The 17,706-nt window shown below is 56.6% G+C and carries 17 protein-coding genes; 11 read left to right on the top strand and 6 right to left on the bottom strand.

Going from position 1 to position 17,706, the window contains the following annotated elements:
- Window positions 1-171: 171 nt before the first annotated feature.
- Both FBR45_RS13505 and FBR45_RS13500 read right to left on the bottom strand, forming a co-directional pair.
- Entirely contained in the window at window positions 172-3,207 is a 3,036-nt protein-coding gene (locus tag FBR45_RS13505; protein ID WP_138503207.1) for a PVC-type heme-binding CxxCH protein, read from the bottom strand.
- A 167-nt stretch (window positions 3,208-3,374) separates the two neighbouring features.
- The gene (locus tag FBR45_RS13500) at window positions 3,375-4,226 is read right to left on the bottom strand and encodes a sugar phosphate isomerase/epimerase family protein (protein WP_138503205.1); all 852 of its coding nucleotides are present in this window, start codon (window positions 4,224-4,226) and stop codon (window positions 3,375-3,377) included.
- Between the two features lie 203 nt (window positions 4,227-4,429).
- Between FBR45_RS13500 and FBR45_RS13495 the strand changes: the two genes are divergently transcribed.
- The 10 genes from FBR45_RS13495 (at window position 4,430) to FBR45_RS13450 (ending at window position 12,128) form a co-directional block, all read left to right on the top strand.
- Complete coding sequence (locus FBR45_RS13495) at window positions 4,430-4,984, top strand: RNA polymerase sigma factor (RefSeq protein WP_138503994.1); 555 nt, start codon at window positions 4,430-4,432, stop codon at window positions 4,982-4,984.
- Between the two features lie 19 nt (window positions 4,985-5,003).
- Entirely contained in the window at window positions 5,004-6,659 is a 1,656-nt protein-coding gene (locus FBR45_RS13490; protein WP_138503203.1) for a hypothetical protein, read from the top strand.
- Between the two features lie 8 nt (window positions 6,660-6,667).
- Entirely contained in the window at window positions 6,668-7,147 is a 480-nt protein-coding gene (locus FBR45_RS13485) for a hypothetical protein (RefSeq protein ID WP_138503201.1), read from the top strand.
- A 68-nt stretch (window positions 7,148-7,215) separates the two neighbouring features.
- Window positions 7,216-8,457 (top strand): serpin family protein, encoded by a 1,242-nt coding sequence (locus FBR45_RS13480; protein WP_138503200.1) that lies wholly within the window; start codon window positions 7,216-7,218, stop codon window positions 8,455-8,457.
- A 15-nt stretch (window positions 8,458-8,472) separates the two neighbouring features.
- Entirely contained in the window at window positions 8,473-8,913 is a 441-nt protein-coding gene (locus FBR45_RS13475; RefSeq protein ID WP_138503198.1) for an META domain-containing protein, read from the top strand.
- A 2-nt stretch (window positions 8,914-8,915) separates the two neighbouring features.
- On the top strand, window positions 8,916-9,368 hold the full coding sequence (locus FBR45_RS13470; RefSeq protein ID WP_138503196.1) for an META domain-containing protein: 453 nt from the start codon (window positions 8,916-8,918) through the stop codon (window positions 9,366-9,368).
- 5 nt (window positions 9,369-9,373) lie between these two features.
- On the top strand, window positions 9,374-9,802 hold the full coding sequence (locus FBR45_RS13465) for a hypothetical protein (protein WP_138503194.1): 429 nt from the start codon (window positions 9,374-9,376) through the stop codon (window positions 9,800-9,802).
- Window positions 9,803-9,938: 136 nt separating this feature from the next.
- The gene (locus tag FBR45_RS13460; RefSeq protein WP_138503192.1) at window positions 9,939-11,252 is read left to right on the top strand and encodes an LVIVD repeat-containing protein; all 1,314 of its coding nucleotides are present in this window, start codon (window positions 9,939-9,941) and stop codon (window positions 11,250-11,252) included.
- Between the two features lie 12 nt (window positions 11,253-11,264).
- The gene (locus tag FBR45_RS13455; RefSeq protein ID WP_138503190.1) at window positions 11,265-11,864 is read left to right on the top strand and encodes a hypothetical protein; all 600 of its coding nucleotides are present in this window, start codon (window positions 11,265-11,267) and stop codon (window positions 11,862-11,864) included.
- Between the two features lie 69 nt (window positions 11,865-11,933).
- A complete protein-coding gene (locus tag FBR45_RS13450; protein ID WP_138503188.1) occupies window positions 11,934-12,128 on the top strand; it encodes a hypothetical protein in 195 nt (64 codons plus the stop codon).
- Between the two features lie 252 nt (window positions 12,129-12,380).
- On the opposite strand, the gene typA is transcribed toward FBR45_RS13450, so the two are convergent.
- The 3 genes from typA to FBR45_RS26370 all read right to left on the bottom strand — a co-directional run bounded on the left by typA (window position 12,381) and on the right by FBR45_RS26370 (window position 14,973).
- The gene (gene typA / locus FBR45_RS13445) at window positions 12,381-14,195 is read right to left on the bottom strand and encodes a translational GTPase TypA (protein ID WP_138503186.1); all 1,815 of its coding nucleotides are present in this window, start codon (window positions 14,193-14,195) and stop codon (window positions 12,381-12,383) included.
- Between the two features lie 291 nt (window positions 14,196-14,486).
- The gene (locus tag FBR45_RS13440) at window positions 14,487-14,783 is read right to left on the bottom strand and encodes a PqqD family peptide modification chaperone (protein ID WP_138503184.1); all 297 of its coding nucleotides are present in this window, start codon (window positions 14,781-14,783) and stop codon (window positions 14,487-14,489) included.
- A gap of 49 nt (window positions 14,784-14,832) precedes the next feature.
- On the bottom strand, window positions 14,833-14,973 hold the full coding sequence (locus FBR45_RS26370; protein ID WP_171044889.1) for a hypothetical protein: 141 nt from the start codon (window positions 14,971-14,973) through the stop codon (window positions 14,833-14,835).
- A 568-nt stretch (window positions 14,974-15,541) separates the two neighbouring features.
- On the opposite strand from FBR45_RS26370, the gene FBR45_RS13435 reads away from it, so the two are divergent.
- Window positions 15,542-16,030: a GtrA family protein gene (locus FBR45_RS13435; protein ID WP_077924194.1), complete on the top strand. Its 489-nt coding sequence runs from the start codon at window positions 15,542-15,544 to the stop codon at window positions 16,028-16,030.
- A 38-nt stretch (window positions 16,031-16,068) separates the two neighbouring features.
- Here FBR45_RS13435 and FBR45_RS13430 read toward each other — a convergent pair whose 3' ends face one another.
- Window positions 16,069-17,352, bottom strand: coding sequence for an Hsp70 family protein (locus FBR45_RS13430; RefSeq protein WP_138503182.1), 1,284 nt, complete (start codon window positions 17,350-17,352; stop codon window positions 16,069-16,071).
- Between the last annotated feature and the right edge of the window lie 354 nt (window positions 17,353-17,706).

The following is a 17,706-nucleotide window of genomic DNA, read 5'->3' as shown; positions in this document are numbered from 1 at the left end:
CCAAATATTACACCAAAAAGTAACTTGGAGCAATATATTATGATAAAATATCCATTAAGGTAACACCCTAGTCAAAATCGACACGCTATTCCGAAATGTACCTGAGTAACCGGTAGATCAAATGTACAGCCCGGCCGGTCCTGATCTGCCAGACCGGCCGAACCACAACAACTATTGCTTAAGCAGAAAGGCCGTTAGGTCAGCCAGTTGCTGATTGGAAAGGCCCATCGCTTTGGGGTCGGGCATGAGGCTCGTCTTATACTGTCGGCGCGAGTAGACCTGATCGGTTGGAACCGTATGTTTTTGTCCCGTCACCCCCTTCACGACAACCGACTGCTGCCCATCGCTCACCAGAAACCCGTAGTAGGTCTGCCCTTTTTTGGTCGTGATGAGCCAGGGTTCGTAGCCAAAGGCAATCCCGGCGCTGGGGTTCACGATGGCGTCGAGCAGGGCATTTTTGTCGAATTTCTGATGAATCTGGGTAAGTTCGGGCCCCACATCGTTGCCCTGCTGCTTGTAGCGATGGCAGGTTGAGCAGTTGTTTTTGAAAACCGTCAGCCCGGATCTGGCGTCGCCGGTCAGCATGGCGATCTGGGTAATCGACTCGCTACTGGCCGGACTGGCCGACGGCGCACTAGCCACCGACGAAGCCGCACTGGCGGTCTCTGCGGGGGCGGCTGGTTTGGGCGCGGACCGGCGGCTGAAGTATTCCTTCGCCATGGTTCGCACACTCTGGTCGGGATTTTTCAGGATGGCATCGGCTACGTAGGTACGCAGGTTGTCGGGCAATTTTTTGTCAGCGGCCAGACCAACCAGTATCTGCCCACCGGCCGCCGTACGGGCCATTTCCATCGCTACTTTCCGCTTTTCGGCATCGCTCTTGTACTCGTCCAGCAGAATTTGCCGCTTGGCCAGCATCTTTTGTTCATCGGCCGATAGTTTCACCGGCATCACCTCATCCCAGTTCAGCAGCGAGGCCCAGTCGTTACCGCGCCGGAAGCCCGTCCAGTAGCGGGCCTGGTCGGCCACGTCTTTCTCCGGCGATTTGATCAGCTCAACCATGGTCAGGGCAGCCGACCTGTCGTTAATGAACCCGAGTGCCGTAATGGCCTGCCGCCGGGCGTCGGCGGTGAGCGTCTGGGCTTCGGCGCGTTTTTTCAGCAGGGGAACCGCCGAGGCCGGATGCAGCTCCCAGACGAGGCTGGCTACGCGCTGATCCCACTGGGTAGGGTCTGGGGGCAGGGTCGGACGCAGATCGGCGAAGAGGGCTTCTTCTTTTCCGCCAGCGGCTATGCCGAGGGCATGCAGGTAGTAACGATCCTGCCCGTCGTAGCCTTTGACCAGGTTCAGGAGTATGAAGCGGCAATCGGTATAGGGTACATCCCGGATGGCAATGGCCACCTCGCGCCGAACAGCCGCGCTGGGGTCGAGCGACAGGTTACCCAACAGCGGCAGCAACGCCCGCTGCGAGGTAGTCAGGCCCGGGTTGGACCTGGAGTTTTCGGGGGTGATGCTGCGCAGGGCCCGGATGGCGGCTATCCGCATGGGTGCATCGGCAGCTTTGAGGAGCCGTTCAACTTCGAATTGGCCTTCGGAGCCCAGGTGCGCCATCATAAAAATTGCCCGCGCCCGATGGTATGGATTGCCCGACGACAGCAGAGCTTTTACCGGTTCGATCACATCGTCGCCCTGTTGTTTGAGCGCTTCGAAACCGAGCATCCGTACGTTCACGGCCGGGCTGAGCAGCGCGGCAATCTGCCCCTGGGTGGTGCGTAAATCGAGCCGGGGCGCTCTCAGCCGACGCCCGCGCGGAGTTATCCGGTAGATACGCCCGTAGCCCTGCTGGTCCTGCATCTGGTGACCACCCACAACGGGGTCGTACCAGTCGGCAATGTAAAGAGCCCCGTCGGTACCTACGGCAATGTCGCTGGGGCGGAACCACTTGCGGGTATCGCTGGTCTTATCGTTCCATTTGTAATTCTCGTCTACTTTGGGAAAGGTGCTGATGAAGTCGGTGCGGGGCAGGCGGTACCCGGCTCCCCAGACGTCGGGTTTGTAGCTGAATATCACGTTCCGGCCCGCTTCGGCGCTCAGCAACATGCCCCGGTAGGCAGGCCCCAGTTCGTCGCCTTCGTACACAACCACCCCCGTGGGCGAACCCGCGCCGGTAATATCGCCTACGGGCATCACGCCGGGGTCGTCCTGGTGCCAGTGGGCGGTCTGGATCGACTGATCGGGGCGCTGATCGCCCTGCCAGTAGCGGGTGCCGTCGCTGCTGAAGTAGCCCGCGTTGCCTCCTTCCATCAGCCAGCTCGTTCGGCAGGCCACCACCTGGTCGTCGTTATCGTTCTGCCACATGTTGCCGTACGAGTCGAGGGCGGTTTCGTAGTTGTTGCGGAAATTATGACCCATCACCTTCAGGCCCGACCCATCGGGGTTGATACGCATGGCCAGCCCACCCACCCAGACGCGGCCATCGTCGCTAATCTGATTACCGTGGTTGATTTTGTTGTAGGGCGTACCGCCAACATAAAGGCTTCCCGAGCGGAGTGTCCAGCCGTCTTTGTCGGTGACCACGTGCGGCCCGGCATTGCCCGTGTTGAAGTAGTACTTACCATCGGGGCCGGCTACCAGGGCGTGGAGCGCATGGTCATGATCGAGGCCACCGAAACCGGTCAGCAGCACCTCTTTGCGGTCGGGCTTATCGTCGCCGTTTTCGTCGGTATATACCACCAGGCTGGGCGCGCAGGAAACGATAACCTTGTTGCCGATAACCGCAATGCCGAGGGGCGATACCAGGTCCGGATCAGTAACGAACACCTTACTCGCGTCGGCCTTGCCGTCGCCATTGGTATCTTCCAGGATGATGACGCGCTCGCCTTCCGGGTGGTTCAGGCGCTGGTCGGCCTTGTTGTTGAACTTCCGGTAGTTGACCGCTTCCGTAACCCACACCCGGCCCCGGGCGTCAATGTCCATATTGGTCGGGTTGTAAAACATCGGCGATTCGGCCCACAGCGTCGCTTCGAGGTCGTCGGGCAAATACAGGCGGCTCGAATCGTCGCCTACCACAACGCTGTGCTGTCGGCTGGGTTCGGCCGATGGAACCGCAGTCGTCGTTAATTTCGGCTGAACAACCGGCGTCGCTACGGTCAGCAAACTCGCAACCAGCACAACCGGAAAAAGAGATTCGGAAAACGTTATTTTCATACGTACGTTAAGATTCAAATCAAGGAACCGCGACCGCCCTACATGCGCATCACCCTGAACCATCTGGACAGGTAGATACGCGACCGCACTGGCGCCCCGGCCATCGCGTCTCCTATGCGCCAGCCATACCATCCGGCCAAGAGACGCGATGGGTCGCGTCTCTACAACTAGCCAAACAGGGTTCGGACGGTTCGGTTGTTTTCGATGTAGCTGGCCAGAATCGGTTGCCCTTTCGGTACGGCTCCTTCGATCTGAAGCCAGCCCGTGTAGCCGATCTCATCGAGCGTCTGGCGAACCCTGGCCAGGTCGATTTTGCCTTTGCCCAGCAGGAAGCCGTTCTCTTTCAGGTGTACTTCGCAGATCAGGTCGGTACCCAGTTCGCGCATCTCCCTGAAAATGTCGTAGCCCTCTACCGTTGCGTTGCAGACATCGTAATACACTTTTACTGCCGGTGAACCCACGGCTTCGATCAGCGCCCGATGATCCGGCGCCGACAGCCACGACTCAATGCCCAGCGTTACACCTGCTTTCTCTGCCTTGGGAGCTACTGCTTTCAATTTATCGATAACTACCTGTTGACCTTTTTTGTCATTACGCAGATCATTATTCGAGAAAAAAGCCAATAATACGGTTTTGACCCCCAGCGCCCGGGCCACGTCGATACTATCCTGCACCCAAATGTCGGTTCGGGGATCTGACTTGTACGGAATAGTGTTCAGTAGACCAATGGCCAGCCCGCCAAAACCGACACCAGCCTGCCGGGCAGCTTCTTTATAGGCCTGCAGAACCTCGGGTTTGCGGAGATGTTCATGGTCGGTGGCCATGTTGAGGCTGACCTGCACGCCGTCGAGACCGATCTGACGAGCTACGGCGAAGGCCTCGATCGACCCCGGCGGACCGATGGACCAGTCGCAGGCACCAATGTTGAAGCGGCTGGCAGCGGTTGTTGCCAGCGCAGGCCAGGACAGCGCAGCTACGCCGAGGCCCAGAGAATAACGCAGTGCATCACGACGATTCATGAAGAATAAGGCATATAGGGTAAGGGTTTCAAATATACATAGTTCCGTCAATCTGCCTGACAGACAGCCACTGCTCGCCAGGCGCGATGGGTATATAAGGGATCAGGGTGACCAACTTACCGCTTTGACAGGAAGACAAAAAATTTTACCTGACTTCCAACCGTTTGCTAAAGCAGCGGGTCTTTGGAATTGTCAGCGTTGATATGCAGGATGAATATGCATTAGTCGAAGGGTGCCGTCGGCAGGACCGGATTGTACAGCGACAGCTCTATGAGCGGTTTGCCGGGAAGCTCTTTGTCGTGTGCAAACGGTACGTCAAGGACCCTGACGAGGCCGAAGACGTGTTGCAGGATGCGTTCGTGAAAGTGTTTCGGCACATCGACTCGTTCCGGTTCGAGTGTCCGCTGGAGGCCTGGCTGAAGCGGATCGTCATCAATACGGCGCTTAAGCACATCCGGAAACAAAAACCCTGGGAGCATGCGGCCGACGTGCAGGAGCTGGCTCCTGTTTTACCCCAGGCCGACCAGAGTCTGCCGACACTGAACTATAAATACCTGCTGGAACTGATTCAGGAACTGCCGCCGGGCTGCCGGACGGTGTTCAATTTGTACGCCATTGAGGGTTATAATCATCCGGAGATTGCCGACATGCTCGACATTGCCGAGGGAACCTCAAAATCACAGTACGCACGGGCCCGGAGCCTTCTTCAACAGAAACTACAACAGGATGGCCGAACCGCCGAAGGCCGGCCAATCTGAATGAACAACAGCATAGAGAATGAGTGACGAACGAAACATACCGGACGATCTGTGGCGGAAGGTGTTCGACGAGGCCGACGACGCACCCCCACCCCGCGTGTGGGATGCTATCGAACGGCGTTTGGACGAGTCCGATACAACCGGCATCGTCCCACTCTGGGGGGCGGGACCGGCCCTGTCGCGTCCCTTTGGCTGGGCCGCTGGCCTGGCAGCCGCCGTGGCGCTGGTATTGGTGGGCTGGTGGGTCATACCTACCGGGCAGAGCAGCGAGTCCGTCGCCACCCGTCAGTCGGCGGCTCCGGCTACCCCGACGGCGCAGCCCAACCGCCAGCAGCCGGGTCAGCCTTCCGGTATCGGTTCGGCAACAGACGGTATTGCATCGACCAGCGCGCCAGCCAGTTCGCCAGTCGGGGCCGACCAGCCCGGGGCCGACCAACCTACCTTATCAGCCGCGTCTGAACCGGCCCCAACAGGATCGATCGGCGGTCGTCGATTATCCCGTCAGATGCCGACGCTGGCGCTGAAGAGACCGCAGCGATTTGCTCGGTCTACCCGGTTAGCATCAGGCGTTTCCGTAGCGGAGACGGACAGTCCGGAGTTGGCGGCAGGGCAAGCAACTACCGGCACTACCCCACCGGCTCTGGCCCTGACAGCCAGTCCGATGCCCGCCAACGCGGTTGACCGTCAGTCTACCATCCAGTCCGCAAATCCCGCATCGGCTGACCAGCTGGCTTCGGCGAATTACGATCGGCTCGAAGGCCGGGGGCTGAAGCTCCGCGGCCCGGGCGCGATTCAACGAATTGTCTGGTTCCGGCCCGCCGACCCGGCCGACGACAGGCCGCTCGAGCAAACCACGAAACGGGCGGAGCGGTCGTTATGGGCGTCGGTCAGTGTGATGCCGGGCGCGTTCGACCCGGCCGTATCGACGCAGATTCCGTCGGTTGTGCGGATGTCGGGTGTGGCTGCCAGCGCAACCTCGCCAACGGTATCGAGCCGGGCCAACTTCTCGATTGCCTACCAGGCTGCGGCCGGGCTTCAGCTCACCGAACACTGGTCGCTGGAGTCGGGCGTGGGGTACCTGGCCGGTCGGTCGACGGTCGACAGCCCCCGCCCCGCTAACGTCTATAGTTTACAGATGGTTAACAACACCAGCAGTGCGGCCACCGTAGTCGGTACCAGCTCGCTCTACACCGATCTGCTGCGGAGTCAGCTGGGCCAGCCCTCGGCCACCAAGAATGGCAGCACCGCCCAGTTTGCCTATGACAATCTGATGAGCGCCAACCGGGCCGCCGATCCGAATAACTACGATATCCGCAACAGCCAGGCCGTTACCAACGACTATCAGTACATTCAGGTTCCGATGCAGGTCGGTTACCAGCTTCGGCCGCGCAAACGGCTGAGCATGGCCCTGCTGGGTGGTCTGCTCACCAACATCTTTGTTCGGAACACCGTAGCCGACGAACTGGTTATAACGGCAAAAGACGGCCTGTACCGACCCGTATCGCTGGCGGCCACGATGGGAGCCCGGTTCCGCTACCGCCCGTCGCAGCGCTGGTCGGCCTCGGTGGCGGGGGTTTATCAGCCCTCGCTGAGCCCCGGTACGCCCGTCGACTCACCCATACAGACCCGGCCAACCTCGACTGGTATGACGTTTGGTGTCGATTATCATTTCTGAACTGAGCCATGATCAAGCTACTTGTAACCGCGTTTATATCGGCGCTCCTGTTCGGTCAGTGTTCGAGCGTAGCGGAGCAGCCGCTTAGCGAAACAGCCCCAATCATGATCCGGACAGGCACCTCGTTCGGCATGTGCGTAGGCAACAGCTGCCGCAAAGAGTATGTCTTCAACGGCACCAGCGTTACCCTTACCCAGGGCGGAACCCGTTCGCAAACCCAGACGCCCGACAAAACCTGCGAACGAACCATCAGCGCGGCCGACTGGACCAGCCTGCGCGCGGCTGCGGCTGACCTCGATGCGTTTCGTAAACAGCCGAACGTGATCGGCTGCCCCGATTGCGCCGACGGCGGGGCCGAGTACATCGAGCTGGAACAAAACGACAGTCGCCATCGCGTTACCTTTCCGTTTGGCAAGACCATTCCGGGGTTCGAGCCGCTGGTCAACGCCCTCCGACAGCAACGCGAGGCTTTCGGCGACTGCCCGTAAGTATGAACCTGGCCGGTATCGGGTTGATCAGTATATGACCAGATGCCTGCCCCTAACCCCTGTTAGCTATGAAAACGACCTCATTCTCAACACTTGCCCTGGCCACGGCTGGCTTTGTGCTGCTGGGGATTGGCTGTACCGATTCAACGCTGGCCCCCGATACCCAAAATCAGACTGGCCAGCTGAAAGTGCCGGCCGCCTTTGCCGATCAAACAAACCGCTTTGCCTTCGATTTTGCCAAACGCGTAAGCCTGAAAGAAGGAACCGCCACCAATACGTTCGTATCGCCACTAAGCCTGCACATGGCCCTGGGTATGATTCTGAACGGCGCCAACGGGCAAACGGCTCAGGAAATCCAGAAAACGCTGAACCTCGACGCTCAGACGCTCAGCGAGGCCAACGCTACCTACCAGAACCTGATGGAAAACCTACCCACCGTTGACCCCAAGGTGACGCTGGCGCTGGCCAACTCGGTCTGGAGCCGCAACACCTTTCCCGTCGAACCCTCGTTTCAAAACCTGCTGAAGCAGTCGTTCAGGGCCGAAGCTCAGGTCGAAGACTTTACCAGTCCGGCTACCGTGGGTAAGATCAACGGCTGGGCCAGTCAGAAAACCAACGGCCGGATTCCGAAGGTGATCGACCAGATTTCGGATCAGGACGTGCTGTTTCTGATGAATGCGCTGTACTTCAAAGGCGACTGGAAAACGGAGTTCAAGCCGGACCAGACCATCGATGCGCCCTTTACGCTGGCATCGGGCGGTCAGCGCACCGTTCGGATGATGCGGCTTAACACCAACCTGCGCCGGGCCTTCAAACCAACCTACACGGCGTTTGAGCTGCCCTACGGCGCCGGCAATTACGCCATGACGGTTTTGCTACCCAGTCAGAACACCTCTGCCGATGCCCTGATTCAGTCGCTGAACGGCGCCAGCTGGACCAGCCTCCAGAGCGAACTGACCAGCGGCACTATCGACATTGGTCTGCCTAAATTCACCCTCAGCTATGAAATCAAGCTGAACGATGTCTTGACGGGGATGGGTATGCCAACCGCCTTTACGGATCGGGCCGATTTTACGAAGATAAACGCCAATGGCGGGCTGCTGCTGAGCTTTGTTAAACAGAATACGTTTGTGGCGGTTGATGAAAAAGGCACAGAAGCCGCAGCCGTCACGACCGGTGGCATCTCGGTCACGTCAGCGCCCCTGTCGTATCTTTGCGACCGGCCGTTCGTATTCGTCATTCACGAGAAAACGAGCGGCACCGTACTCTTTGTCGGTAAAATCGCCGACCCGACCCAAACGGCTCCCTAACCGGGGGCTTACTGCATGAAATCGCTTATCCTTCTGTCGTTAACCTGGCTGCTGATCGGCGCCTGCCAACGGGGTGAACACGTACTGCCCGAGAACGTGGCCCAGCTGGTAGGAACCTGGCAACTCCGCGAACCGGCGTCGCCCTACCCGGTAACGTTGCAGCTGGCGCTCGATACAGCCAACCCACCCGACGATGTAACCCCGTTCATAACAAGTGGTAAGTCGGCGATTAACACCTACAACGGTCGAATGTCGGCTGCGCTGGACGGGATGATGATCGTTACGCGGCTGAGTACTACCGAAATGGCAGGTTCGGCCGATGCCATGCAGTTTGAAGACGTGTATTTCAAGAACCTGAAGTCCGTAGTTCGTTTCGACATCACCAGCACCAACCGGCTCCGGCTGTACTTCGGTACTCCGCAGCCGGGCGTGCTGGAGTTTGACAAAACACAATAGCCATGAAAGCGCTGGTATTCGTATGCCTCGCTGCTCTGACCATGTCATTTTCGGGCTGTGAGGGCAACAAAGACACCGTATTTCCCGCCAACGCGGAGCAGCTGACCGGAAACTGGACGCTGATCGAGGCCGATTATCCGGTAACGCTCCTGATCGAGCGCGGTCTGCAAACCTGGGAACGGGAGCCCGACAAGGCGTTCCGGCTGTCGGGCGAGTCGTCGGTTAACCTGTATACGACAACTCTGACGTATAAAGACCCCGCTGCTGCCGACATAACGATAGGTCCCGTGTCCAGCACCAAACGCGCCGGACCACCCGAAGCACTGGCGTTCGAGCTAACCTATTTCAACCGGCTGCAGGCAGTTACGCGCTATGAACTGACCAGCCAGAACCGGCTGCGGCTGTTCTATACGCAGGAAAACGGAAGTGGGGTACTGGTATTCGAAAAACGCTGATCGGTATGAAACAGACACGCCTGATTCTGTTCCTGTTTCTGCTCGGTACGCTCCTGGCCTGTACGCAGACGAAGAGCGCTGACCCGATTGATAGCCAGCTGCCGGGTACCTGGACGCTGGTTCGGACTACCTATGGCTTAACCCAGTTGAGTGTTACTCCCGCGCAGACCGGACGCTCCGAAACGCTGACCTTTAATGCCGATGGTACCTATCGGCGGGTAATCAGCGGCACCAGTCCGCAACCCGAGCAAAGCGGTCGGTATTATACGGGCAGCAACCCTGGCAGCACCGCCGAAAAACAGGCAATTTTTTATCCGGACGAACAGACCGCCCAGCCCTACTCATTCCGGGATGGCCATCTGTTTCTGTACGAACGACAGCCGATAGGCGCTACCATAGCCGACGGCTCGACCTACGAGTTTAAACGACAATGATTTCTGTACTTTTTGTGTAAGATTACGATTGCCCGGCCGTAGTAAAGACAGCCGGGCAATTTATTTTCCAGTCGGTTCCAACGGTTCTATTGGGTTCAGAGTCATGGGGGTTATAAACCTGATATCCATCCCTTCTATGAAACCGAAACCTTTACTCTTCCTGTTGATCCTGCCCTGGCTGGCCATGACCAGCTGCACCGACAACTGCCGCGAAACCCGCACTTACCGGCGCTACACTCCCGTTTCGTTTACCGGCACCCAGATTCGACAGGGCGTTGGCGTCGAAGCGGCCCGCGCGCTGGTCAAGCCCGGCAAAATCTACACGAAAGATGGCTACCTGTTCATCAACGAGCTGAAAGAGGGTATCCACCTCATCGACAACCGTAACCCATCGGCTCCCAAAACGGTCGCGTTTCTGCGCGTGCCGGGCAACGGCGACATCGCCATCCGGGACAACATACTCTACGCCGACAGCTACATGGACTTGGTCACGTTCGACATCAGCAACCTGGCCGCTATCCGGCCCGTTACGCGCCTGGCCAATGTGTTTCCGAGCGGCATGTTTGAGGGTGGCTACTGGTCGTATAACAGCCAGAACGATATGGTTTACGACCAGCGAGTAGACTACGTAACCGAAACCATTTCGACCAACTGCGAAGAAGAGCCTACGCCTAACGGATTCTGGCGCGGATGGGGATGGCCTGTCATGTTGTTTGCGCAGACGGCCAGCTTCGATGCTACCAAAGCCGCCAATCCCTCCAACGGTGTAGCCGGCTCGATGGCGCGGTTTGCCCTCTACGACAACTACCTCTACGCGGTCAGCAACTCCGATATGCAGCTGTTCAATATCCAGAACCCGGCCGAGCCAAAACTGGGCCATAAAATTCAGATGGGCTGGGGTATCGAAACCATCTTCCCCTATAAAGACAAGCTGTTCATTGGCTCGCAGTCGGGCATGTATATCTACGACAATGCCAACCCCGAAAAGCCGGTTCAGTTGTCGGTCTTTCAGCACGCCCGCGTCTGCGATCCGGTGGTCGTGAACGATAACATTGCCTACGTGACGCTGCGCTCGGGCACCACCTGCCAGGGATTCACCAACCAGCTCGACGTCGTCGACATTTCGAACCTGACCAACCCGCGTCTGATCAAAAGTTACCCCATGCGCAATCCGCACGGACTGGGTATCGATTACCCGAACCTGTTCATCTGCGAAGGTGCGTACGGCCTCAAATCGTTCAACGCCAGCGATCCGCTCGCCATTGACCGCAACCAGCTTCAACACCTGGAGGGCATGAACGCCTACGACGTAATCCCGATGGGCGGGGTGTCGGCCAGCAAATCGCTGCTGATGATTGGTAAAGACGGCTTCTATCAGTACGATTATAGCAACCCGCGCCAGCTGCGGCTGCTGAGCCGGATTCCGGTTAGCGCTCCCTCCTATTACTAACCCCATCCCACCATGAAATTCATTACAGGCATAGGCCTGGCGGGTCTGATCGGGCTGCTGGGTGCTCCGGCAGCGGCCCAGATCGATCTACCCCGCCGACCGTTTGTCAATTATACCGAGCTGGGCGGCCTGTTTGGGCGGGTAGCCTACACCCAGACAGCCACTGGTCCCGACGTAACGGTCGAGAATAAAGTCAGCTTCACGGCGCAGACGTTTAACGGTGTTCAGCTAACCAGACAGCTGGCCGTTGGTGGCGTGGTTGGCATCGACTGGTACCGGGCGGCTCTGCTGATGCCCGTTGGGGCCGGTATCCGGTTCGATTTTGTCCGGCATCCGCGCAAAAACGTACGCCTGTTCGGTATGGCCGATGCGGGCTACGGATTCGCGTGGCTGCACCAGGGGTCTACGGGCTACGAGACCGAAGGAGGGCTGATGCTCAATCCCGGCCTGGGCCTGCGTCTGGGCAGACCAGCCAATTCGGCCTTTATTTTGACCGTTGGCTATAAACGTCAGTATGTTTTTGTGCAGAAGCCGATTAGCGGTGACGTAATCAGCCGGAATGAGTCCAGATTGTATAATCGCCTGACCATTCGGGCCGGTGTGTCATTTTAAAGAAACAATATCTGTAACTATGCGTTGCTTTACATAGTTGCCAGCAACTAGCATCACTACTCGACGAATATGAAGAAGTTTATTATGGCAGTATGTGGCCTCGCGCTCTTCGCTACAGGTTACCAGTATACGCGCCGACAGGCGGCTTTTATGGCCGCTCACACCAATCCGATTCAGGCTACGTATAATGACGTCAGCTCGACAACGGCCCCGCCCGATCAGTTACGGAATACGCTGACCTTCCGGCTCATCAAACCGTCTTGAATGGCTGTTGAGGAGGTCAGGAATAAACCCACTCACGCATCAGATTTTCGGCTTCCATGCCTCCAAAGAGGATAAAACCGGCTTTCAACACGTCGGCAGTGGTCAACCATTTCCTCCGAGGTATGGAGCTTAAGAGGCTAAAAAGAACGCCTTTGGAAGAATACAGTCATTGGCGAACCTACATAATCAGCTACATAAAAAAGGGAGAACCACAGTGGTTCTCCCTTTTTTATGTAGGAATGGCTTGATGACTTAGGCCATGGCAAACTTGTTCTGATTCCGTTTGCGCTCGTTCTCGTCCAGGAAGATCTTGCGTATCCGCATCGACTTCGGCGTAACTTCCAGATACTCGTCTTTCTGAATGTACTCCATCGACTCTTCCAGCGACAGGGCGATTTTCGGCGCAATCTTCACGTTCGTATCCGAACCCGACGCGCGCATGTTGGTCAGCTGCTTGGCGGTTTGTACGTTCACCACGATGTCGTTCTGGCGGTTGTGTTCGCCGATCACCATACCGGTATAAACTTCGTCGCCCGGCTCGATGAAGAACACACCCCGATCCTGGAGTTTGTCGATCGAATAAGCCGTAGCGGTGCCGCTGGTCATCGAAATCAGCGAGCCATTGATCCGCTCGGGAATAGGTCCTTTGAACTCCTGGTATTCCTTGAACCGGTGCGACATAACGGCTTCCCCGTAAGTAGCGGTCAGCACGTTGGAACGCAGTCCGATCAGCCCCCGCGACGGGATATCGAACTCTAGGTGTTGCAGGTCGCCCTTCGGCTCCATGATCAGCAGTTCGCCTTTCCGTTGCGTAGCCAGCTCAATTACTTTACCGGCGGTTTCTTCGGGAACGTCAACGACCAGCGTCTCGATCGGCTCCAGTTTCTGACCGTTTTCGTCTTCTTTGTACAGCACCTGTGGCTGACCGACCTGTAGTTCGTATCCTTCGCGACGCATGGTCTCGATCAGGACTGACAGGTGAAGAATACCCCGGCCATAAACCAGGAAGCGGTCTTCACTGTCGGTGGGTTCAACGCGCAGGGCCAGGTTTTTCTCGATCTCTTTGTACAGGCGGTCACGCAGGTGACGCGAGGTCACGAACTTACCTTCCTTACCGAAGAAGGGCGAGTTGTTGATCGTGAAGAGCATGTTCATCGTCGGCTCATCGACCGAGATTCGATCCAGCGCTTCGGGGTTTTCGATATCGGTCAGCGTATCGCCAATCTCGAACTCTTCCAGACCCGTTACGGCGCAGATGTCTCCGCAGGCTACTTCGGCTACTTTCAGTTTACCAAGTCCTTCAAACGTCTGAAGTTCTTTGATTTTCACTTTCTTGATCGAGCCGTCTGCTTTTGCCAGGGCCATGTTGGCGCCTTCTTTCAGCGTACCGCGATGCACCCGGCCGATGGCAATCCGACCTACGAAGGCTGAATAGTCGAGCGAGGTAATCTGCATCTGGGGCAGCCCTTCGTTCATCGGTGCTGCCGGAATGGTATCAACGATGGTGTCGAGCAGGTAGGTAATATTGTCGGTCGGTGTTTTCCAGTCCGGTCCCATCCAGCCCTGTTTCGACGAGCCGTAAACGGTCGGGAAGTCGAGCTGGTCTTCGGTAGCGCCCAGGTTGAACATCAGGTCGAACACCTGCTCGTGAACCTCGTCGGGCCGGCAGTTTTCTTTGTCGACTTTGTTAACGATCACGATTGGTTTGAGACCAAGCGCCAGCGCCTTGCCCAGCACGAAGCGGGTTTGCGGCATCGGCCCTTCAAAGGCATCGACCAGCAGACAAACGCCGTCGGCCATTTTCAGCACGCGCTCTACCTCACCGCCGAAATCGCTGTGGCCCGGGGTATCGATAATGTTGATCTTAACGTCTTTGTACCGCACCGATACGTTCTTGGAAACGATGGTGATACCCCGTTCGCGTTCGAGATCGTTGTTATCGAGAATCAGGTCGCCAAATTCCTGATTGTCCCGAAAGAGCTTCGACGCATGAATAATTTTGTCGACCAGTGTCGTTTTGCCGTGGTCAACGTGGGCAATGATGGCTATATTGCGGATGGATTGCATACTCCTCTGTTTCAAACCGCAAAGATACGAAAAAGTAAGCTGAGAAACAGATTTTTACAATTTATTAATGTCATTTGAGCGGATAAGGGCCTGTCTCTCTTTTTATTGTTCTATTTTACTATTTTTCTAGATTATACCAGTACGTCAGCTCCGGGCAGGTAAGCCAGTATCATCGCCTGGGCACCAGCTGATCCTGTTCCGGGGGCAGGTTGGGCCGCCGAACCGTTAATCACATCAACCAGCCCCATCTGGCCAGTCGGCAGCCGCTGGTTGACTCCAAACGCCCGGAACTTACGGAGCAGGCGCGGTAGCCTCGATAAGCTTTTCACGAAGCAGATCATCCAGAAACTGCGTTAACTCCTGCTGACACACCACCGCATCGACTTCGAACTCATCGAGCAGTTTTTGTCGGATCTGCCCGACCGTCATTCCCTTGCTGGCCTGAAGCAGCGACCAGATAAACCCACCCATTTCGTTCAGCTCGTAATACATACCGGCCTCGTACTGCAAAACAATGGTTTCTTCGCCAAGAACAGACGATGACTGGCTCGACACGAGTTGAACAGGGGTATCAGACTGTAAGAACATGTTCGTAAAGAAGCGGGAAAGTTCAGGTGGGTTGCGGCCGGTTATAGGGCTATCCAAATGAGCCGAAACCATCGACATTGGACCCTACTTTTAGGGTCAGTTTTTTGACACTCCCCAGCGTTTTCAGCCTGGGTGTTTTGTACACTTTTTTGGGCGACGCGCCGGGCGTCCGGGTCTCTTTTGGGTGCATATAGCTATAAGTGGCTGATAAACCTCATTTTCTGTACTCGTTCAGCGCGCCGGTGATGATGTACAGCATCGCTGGCGGGGTTGCCGCCGGATCATTCGGGCTATTCAGAAAACGATCAGCTTTGGCAGGCGGGTAGGCGAGTACCGTGCCGATCCGGACGCAACAGCACTGAGACGGCCAGATGAGCGGTAAGTTTCCCGTTGGGCTCAGTTTCTGTTAACCGATATGAGATGAATTCACCGGCGGGTTGTGGGTTCGTAACGCTCATCCCGTCTAACCAATGCGGCTACCCGGCGCCGGCGTTTGACAAGCTGCGTAAGGGGGGCAAATTGCTTTACGGGTCGGCAAAAGCAGGAAACATAGGGCTCTGAATTGAGGTTAGCTTACTAAGTTTGTCCCGTCAATGGACTGGTGGCAGCGATAAACAGGGTGAAGAGACGGCCCCTGTCACTCACAATCTAATGTTTATCGGCACCACAACGGGCTTAGTTAGCCTGACTAGTAATGATTTATAACCGAGTGCTAATGACTTTTTTTCGTTCGTTCACTTGTCTTCTCCCGCTTCGTTATGGCAAGTGAGCTTTTTAACCGCCGGGATGTTCTAGCGTATTTTATTGTGGCGGCTATCGGAGCCACGGTGCAGCTGCTGGCGGGCAGTTTATTGCAGGAGTGGTTTCGGGTCAGTTACCGCGAGGCCCTGTTTATTGGCTACATCGTCGCTTTTCTGGTCGGGTTTGTGCTCACCAAGCTGTTTGCCTTCAACGCCCGCAACTCGGCCCAGACTCAGCGCGAAGCCATCAAGTTCACGATGGTTTCTATCGTTTCCTGCCTGATTACCGTTTACGGGGCGTCCTGGCTCTACGACTTTTCGGTCAGCCGGGCAGAGCCGTTCACCCTCCTGATTCCGTTTTCGGTGAAAGCCGTCAACCTGAATAAACTGGGTTCGCAGGTCTTTGGGATGGGGCTCAGCTTTATCAGCAACTACATCCTGCACAAACGATTTACGTTTCGCGACACGGGCTTTTACGACAAGCTGAAAGCGCTGCTGAATCTGTAGTTAGCACAATTTTTCTTTCATTCCAACCTGTCTTCCTATCAGGATAGGCTAACCGATTGTCGGGGCTGCCCGAATTTGTAGTGGCTGTCGTAGCCCAGGCCCAGGCCAACGCTGGAGAGTTTGTTCTGATCGGCAATGTCGGCCTTTGGAAACAGCTGACCGAAGGCTGCCTGCACCGACCGAACTTCGGTAGAGCCGCCGGTGAGGATAACCAAATCGATATCGGCCGCCCCCACACCAGCCTGCTGCAAACACGCCCGGGCCGAATCCATAATCTGCTCAACCTGTTCGTCGATAGCCTCTTCAAACAGGCTTCGACCAATGGGTAATACAAAATCCGGCTCGATAAAATCGAAGTGGGCCTGGTGAGACGGCTCGTCCGACAGGGCAATTTTAGCGTCTTCGGCGGCCGCCAGCAGCATATGTCCCGTTTCCTGCTCGAGTACCGATACCAGCCGCCGGTAACGTGGCTTATCGTGCGACTCATGGAGCAGCTGCCGCGTCTGCATCAATACTTTAGGGGTATAGAGGAAGTTTACCTTACTCCACTCGGCCAGATCATGAAACGGCTTGAGCGGCACCTCCAGGTGTTTGGTGCCGTAGGTAGTGCGGTACCCCAGCTCGGGCATGATCCCCGCCAGGCTCAGCGCTTTATCGAAATCGTTGCCCCCAATCCGAACGCCGGTATTAGCCAGAATATCGGACGACCGGTCGGGCTTATGAATGTACTGCTTCGATAGCCGAATTACCGTAAAATCAGACGTACCTCCGCCCAGGTCGGCAACGATGGCTAGTTTCTCTCCGCTGATCCGGACTTCGTGAGCAAAGGCAGCCGCAATTGGTTCGTACTGAAAATCAATATGTCTGAATCCGATCCGGCGGGCAATAATTTCCAGTTCGGCCTGCGCCTGGGTATCGGCCGAGGGGTCGTTATCGACAAAGTGAACGGGACGACCCATCACCACATTTTCGATACTGCTGCCCGCCTGGGCGTCGGCCTTATCTTTCAAATGCCGGAGAAAAGCGGTGATGATAATGCTGAAATTCATGGGCGTGCCGTTGACCTGCGTACCCTGTTTCATGAGCGACGTGCCCAGCACCCGTTTCAGACTTCGCATAAACCGGCCGTCCTGCCGGTCGAAGAAGGCGTTGACAGCGGCCCGCCCATACAGCGCCCGGTTGTCGGTGCGCCGAAAAAAAATAGCACTCGGAATAGTTAGGTGTGATCCTTCGACCGGTACCAGAGTGATTGTACCGCCCTGGTCGATGGCGATGGTTGAGTTGGAGGTACCAAAATCGATTCCGCAGGAAATTGCTGTCATTCGTTTACGCTAAACGCCTTTTCAGATAACTGGCCCGTTTTGTTCTGCTTACCCGATTGGGCAAGCTTAAAATTAACCACTACGCGCCAAAGTCAGCGTGCTGGTCAGAAGAATTACCACGGGGCAGTGGTTCAGCACAGCCGCTACTGACTAAGACTTAGCACTTTAGGCAAAAGAGCTGGCCAGAAGACGTTCGGCTTCGGGTACCAATGCTGTAGCGGGCAATGGGCCTGCCGGAGGCCGACAGGCGGGGAGAAGGGCGCTTTGAACGGGTAAAAAAAGACGAATGAACACAACTCATCCGGGTTAACGTCCGGCTAACACCGGATCCACGGCATAATCCGCTAGCCTGGA

Origin of the sequence: Spirosoma lacussanchae, from assembly GCF_005870035.1 — a bacterium.
Classification (GTDB): domain Bacteria; phylum Bacteroidota; class Bacteroidia; order Cytophagales; family Spirosomataceae; genus Spirosoma; species Spirosoma lacussanchae.
Note: the sequence above shows the minus strand (reverse complement) of the source record. Positions and strands in the feature narration are given on the sequence as shown.